General features: G+C 62.7%; 4 protein-coding genes and 2 pseudogenes. 3 read left to right on the top strand and 3 right to left on the bottom strand.

The annotated features are described in order from the left end of the window. Window positions 1-42 precede the first annotated feature (42 nt). The 3 genes and pseudogenes from PF446_RS14410 to PF446_RS08785 all read right to left on the bottom strand — a co-directional run. Window positions 43-429, bottom strand: a pseudogene (locus PF446_RS14410) (AGE family epimerase/isomerase); the annotation flags it as partial. 183 nt (window positions 430-612) lie between these two features. Continuing rightward, window positions 613-1,425 (bottom strand): annotated as a pseudogene (locus tag PF446_RS14405) (AGE family epimerase/isomerase); the annotation flags it as partial. Next, entirely contained in the window at window positions 1,422-2,396 is a 975-nt protein-coding gene (locus PF446_RS08785; RefSeq protein WP_298071057.1) for a carbohydrate kinase, read from the bottom strand. The gene PF446_RS08785 and the pseudogene PF446_RS14405, both read right to left, overlap by 4 nt. A gap of 206 nt (window positions 2,397-2,602) precedes the next feature. On the opposite strand from PF446_RS08785, the gene PF446_RS08780 reads away from it, so the two are divergent. The 3 genes from PF446_RS08780 to PF446_RS08770 all read left to right on the top strand — a co-directional run. After that, window positions 2,603-2,851: a succinate dehydrogenase assembly factor 2 gene (locus PF446_RS08780; RefSeq protein WP_298071056.1), complete on the top strand. Its 249-nt coding sequence runs from the start codon at window positions 2,603-2,605 to the stop codon at window positions 2,849-2,851. Further along, window positions 2,823-3,245, top strand: a complete 423-nt coding sequence (locus PF446_RS08775) for a hypothetical protein (RefSeq protein ID WP_298071055.1) — start codon at window positions 2,823-2,825, stop codon at window positions 3,243-3,245. Before PF446_RS08780 ends, PF446_RS08775 begins: the two co-directional genes overlap by 29 nt. Window positions 3,246-3,344: 99 nt before the next feature. Continuing rightward, window positions 3,345-4,555 (top strand): lipoprotein-releasing ABC transporter permease subunit (locus PF446_RS08770; protein ID WP_298071054.1); only part of this gene is annotated, 1,211 nt, incomplete at its 3' end.

Here is a 4,555-nt window from a genome sequence, read left to right as displayed (position 1 = left end):
TCAAGTATGCGCCGGGCGTGCGGGCAAGTTCCACCCTTTGACTCAGGTGCCGATGACATTGAGTATTTCGTAGCAGGCGCCCATGGTGTGGTAATCGGTCTTGCCTGCCGGGCTTTTCTCGTTGCTGTAGATGTGATTGTCACGATCAAGGATGCGATACCAGGCACCATGCTCGTGATCGACCATATGCTGCCAGGCGAAAGTCCAGATGCGTTCGTACCACAGCCAGTATTCGTCCAACCCGGTGCGATCGGCAAGCAGCGCCGCGGCGGCGAGGGTCTCGGCCTGGACCCAGTAGTACTTGTCGTCGTCGCAGATGACACCATCCCGGTCGAAGGCGTAGCACAGGCCCCCTCGATCCTTGTCCCATGACAGTGCCACCGCGGTATCGAACAGGCGGCGTGCGGTGGATACCAACCATTCCGGTGGCTGGTTCTCAGCCCCGGGGCCCGACGTCATCGAATCGGCCACATGCTCCGGTATGCCCGGATGCGTCGGATTGCAGGTGGGGCCTGGTGGAGCGACGGCGGTTGCCGTGCTTAACGCCCAGGCGCTTGTCGGCGATCCGGATAGCGTGACTGGAGCCGCGGCACATGCGGTGGGGCGCCGACAATGTCGGTCAAGGATCAGCAGCAACTTGGCCCATTCGGTCTGGTGGCCGGGCTGGAACCCCCAGGGACGGAACAGATGACCGGGTTTGTCCCTGTTGTATTCCCAGTCGACGTTCCACAGGCTGTCGTAATGTTCCCAGACCAGACCATTGGCCAGGGCCGCCTGCCGCCGTGTCATGTGGTCGGCGAGCAGCAGTGCGCGATCCAGATAATGCCGTTGCCCGCTGGCTTCGTAGGCAGCCAGCATGGCCTCGCACATGTGCATGTTGGCGTTCTGGCCACGATAGGGCGCAAAGTGGAAGTCGGCGTCGGCCTCGTCCCGGTAGAGGCCGGCATCTGCATCCCAGAAATATGTTTCCAGAAGATCCCAGGTTTCATCCATCCACTGGGCGGCGAATTCGGATCCGGCCTTGTATGCCGTGGCGTAGGCCAGCATCACGAACGCCAGGCCATAGCAGTGGTTGGTCCGGTCTTCGGCTCGACCGTCAAGCAGCGTCCAGACGTAGCCGCCGGTGGCGTTGTCGCGGTGGACTTCACGCAGGTAGTTGAGCCCGTGACGAGCCGCTTCGGCGTAGGCGGTGCTGCCGAAGTGGCGTGCAGCCATGGCGTAGTTGAATACAAAGCGCGTGCTGCTGACCAGATGCCGATGCGCCGTGTTGTAGATGCTTCCGTCGTTGCAGAAGTACTGAAAATATCCACCGGCCGGATCCACGCATCCGGGGTGGTAGAAATCCATGGTGTCGGCGATGTGTCGCCGCAGGAAGTCAGCGGAACGAAAGTCGGGTGCCGGCGTGGCGTGCAGCCTGGACGTCATGCATGGGTGCCCATCAAGGCCTCGACTTCGGCGGCTGTGGGCATGGCGGAAAACGATCCCTTCCGGGTTACGGTGATGGCCCCGCATGCGGCGGCGAAGCGCAGTGTGTCCTGCATCCGGGCCGGGTCAGCGACCAGGGCATCCAGGCCGTCGGGCCGGATGCTCTGTGATACCAGCCGGAAGGCCAGTCCCGCGACGAAGGCATCGCCAGCCGCGGTGCTGTCGACGACCTTACTGCGGTAGGAAGGCAGTTTGCCGCTGGTGTCGCGTGCGTACCAGCGCAGCGGGGCACCACCGTCGGTGACCACCAGCAGACGGGCGTTGCCGTGCCACAGGCGCTCAAGCATCACGGCTTCTCCTTCGCTGGCGAGAAAATCCATCTCCTCTGCGCTCAGCTTGATCACGTCGGCCAGCTCCAGCGCCGTCCACATCACGGGGCGCGGATCATGGTCGACAGACCAGCGCAAGGGGCGGTGGTTGAGGTCGAATGTCACCAGGGCGTTGGCATCGCGTGCGCGGCGCATGGCTTCACGGGTGGTTTCAGCCAGCTCCGGCTCGCTCATGCTCAAGGAGCACACATGCAGCAGCGCGGATTCGGCAAACGCGGCATCCTGCAGATGTTCGGTGCGGAAGAGCATGTCCGCCGAAGGCGGGCGGTAGAACACGAAGCTGCGTTCACCCTCGGCATCCAGGGTCACGAAGGCAAGTGCAGTGGGCGCATGGTCGGTCCGTACCACATGACGTGTATCCACGCCGGCCTGTTGCAGGCGGTCGAGCAGAAAATCACCGAAGCGGTCCGTGCCCAGCATGCCGGCAAAACGCGCCTGGCCGCCGAGTATGGCCACCGCGGCTGCGACATTGGCCTGGCCACCTCCTGCGTAGGGCAGGTAGGCGCGGCTGAAACCGCGCCCGTCATCGCCCTCGGGGTGAAAGTCGATCAGGGCTTCGCCAAAACAGAGTATCGGTTGCATGATCTTCCTCGGACATGGCATGCGTGAGCCAGAGTGCATGCGTGCTCAAGAATACGTTGTCTTGCATGCTTGTTGCGAGGGCGCCCTCTGCTGGCGTTGACCGGTTCCGATGGGACGTGCCTTGGCATGTGGACGCCACACGCATGCGCGAATGCCTCAGTATCGCTATCCTGTGCATTGTATTGTGCGAACAAGGATCGCGACCCATGAGCGACACGCCTCTTGCACGTTTGCGGTGGCGCTGCCGGCGCGGCACCAAGGAACTGGACACCCTCTACGGCTGGTGGCTGGAACATCGTTACCTCGAGGCCGATGACGGGACCAAGCAGGCCTTCGAGGCCTTGCTCGAAGTGCAGGATCCGGATCTTTGGGACTGGACCATTGGCCGCGGCCAGGCACCGCGGGCGGACTGGCGGGAGATCATCCATGCGATCCGCGCCCAGCATCGGCTTTGATTACCACCCTTCGCGCTGGCCTCGACGGGGGACATGGTTGCTGACAGTACTTGCGATGATGTCTCTTGCACTCAGCGGCTTATCTGTCGCCTCGTCCATGGCGCTGGGTGCCCTGGCGCTGGGTTATGCGTTTGTGAGCGCCCGAAAGTGCAGGACATCGCGCGTGCGCAGCTTGATCTGGCGTGCCGATGGGGGCTGGCTGCTGAGGCTCGACGACGACCAGGAGGTCGAGGGCCGGCTGCTTTCTGCGCGTCATGCCGGCAGCTCGGTCTTCCTACGCCTGGCCTGGGAGCCGCAGCATGTCGAGGCGTTGGCCTTGCTGCCGGACAACCTTGATGCGCAGACCCGCCGTCGGCTGCGCATGCGCCTGTCGGCAATATCCGACACGACCTGAGGGCGATGTCCGCTTGCCGCTGTACCGTGCTTTCGGGCACTCTGCGGGATCTTCGCGGTCCCATGTACTTCACCACCGCGCCCTGAGCAACGAGCCCCCATGTTCCGACCGCTGTCCCTTTTCATCGGCCTGCGCTACAGCCGCGCCAAGCGTCGAAATCACTTCATCTCGTTCATATCGGGGGTCTCGATCATCGGCCTGGCACTTAGCGTTACCGCACTGATCACCGTACTTTCGGTCATGAATGGCTTCGATTACCAGTTGCGCGCGCGGATACTCGGCGCGGTCTCCCAGGCCACCATCTCCGGCGTCGGTGAGTCGATCCAGGACTGGCCACGTGCGGTGAAGATTGCCAAGTCCGACTCTCGTGTTAAGGGGGCCGCGCCCTACGTGGAACAGCAAGCCTTTATCAGCGCCGCGGGTAACAGTGGCGCGATGATCCGCGGCATCAAGCCCTCTCTTGAACCTGAGGTCTCGGACTTCAACAAGCACATGCGCGTGGGTTCGCTCGACTCGCTGCAGCCGGGATCCTGGAACATCGTGCTGGGCGACGAGCTGGCGATGATGCTGGGGGTGCAGGTGGGCGACAAGGTGACGGTCTATGCGCCGCGCTTTCGCGGCGGACCGATGGGCGCGATGCCGGTGCTTCGGAGCTTCCGCGTCAGCGGCATTTTCGTGTTGGGCATGCAGCAGTACGACTCGGGCCTGGCGCTCATGAACATGAGTGATGCCGAAAAGCTCTACGGCATCCACGGCCCCAATGGCATCCGCCTGCGGCTGGACAACCTGTTCCATGCACGCCAGGTGGCTGATCACCTCGGTGCGGAGCTGGGCCAGGTTTATCGGGTGCAGACCTGGATGCAGTCCAACGCCAACCTGTTCAAGGCCATCTCCATGGAGAAGAAGGTGATGTTCCTGATTCTGGCCCTGATTGTCCTGGTCGCGGTGATCAACCTGGTCTCGATGCTGGTCATGCTCGTCACCGACAAACAGGCCGATATCGCCATCCTGCGTACCCTCGGCATCGCGCCGCGCAAGGTGATGGGGGTATTCATGGTGCAGGGACTGTTCGTGGGCATCTCCGGCATCCTTGTCGGCGTGTTCTGCGGCGTACTGCTGTCGCTCAATCTGCCGGCGATTGCCGAATGGATCGAACATGTCTTTCATGTGCAGTTCCTGTCTCCGGACGTCTACTACATCAGCGAATTGCCCAGCCGGCTGCAGTGGAGCGACGTAGGCTGGGTGACCACCATTGCGTTCGTGATGTCGCTGCTGGCCACGCTTTACCCGGCCTGGCGAGCATCCAAGAC

Source organism: Oleiagrimonas sp., from assembly GCF_027858935.1.
In the GTDB taxonomy this organism is placed as follows: Bacteria; Pseudomonadota; Gammaproteobacteria; order Xanthomonadales; family Rhodanobacteraceae; genus Oleiagrimonas.
This window is presented reverse-complemented; position numbering and strand designations above follow the sequence as displayed.